The 522-nt window shown below is 68.4% G+C and carries 1 protein-coding gene; it reads right to left on the bottom strand.

What is annotated here, in order from left to right; translation table 11 throughout:
* A partial coding sequence (locus RA21_RS23285) for an ATP-binding cassette domain-containing protein (RefSeq protein ID WP_241483540.1) occupies positions 1-522 on the bottom strand: 522 nt, incomplete at both ends.

Genomic DNA, 522 nt, shown 5'->3' with positions numbered 1-522 from the left:
TGGCGCTGGCCGCCGGAGAACTCATGCGGGTAGCGGTCCATCGCCGCGGGATCCAGGCCCACCTCCGTCATCACCTCCGCCACCAGTTCGCGGGTGTCGCGGTGCTGGTCCACCTTGTGGATCGCCAGCCCCTCCGCGATGATCTGGGCGCAGGTCATCCGCGGGCTGAGAGAGCCGAACGGGTCCTGGAACACGATCTGCATGTCCTTGCGCAAGGCGCGCAGGTCGCGGGTGGACCACTTGCGCAGGTCCTGGCCCTGGAAGGTGACCGCGCCCTCCGACGCGATCAGCCGCATGATGGCGAGCGCCAGAGTGGTCTTGCCGGAGCCACTTTCACCGACGATGCCCAGGGTTTCACCCGCCCGGACCGAGACCGACATCGGGTTCACCGCTTTCACATGGCCTACAGTGCGCTTCAGAAGCCCGCGCTGGATCGGGAACCAGACCTTGAGGTCTTTGGCGGCCACCAGTTCCTGCGCGTCCGGGGCCACCGGCTGCGGCTGGCCGGAGGGTTCCGCCGCC

The sequence above is a fragment of the Leisingera sp. ANG-DT genome (assembly GCF_000813785.1).
In the GTDB taxonomy this organism is placed as follows: Bacteria; Pseudomonadota; Alphaproteobacteria; order Rhodobacterales; family Rhodobacteraceae; genus Leisingera.
This window is presented reverse-complemented; position numbering and strand designations above follow the sequence as displayed.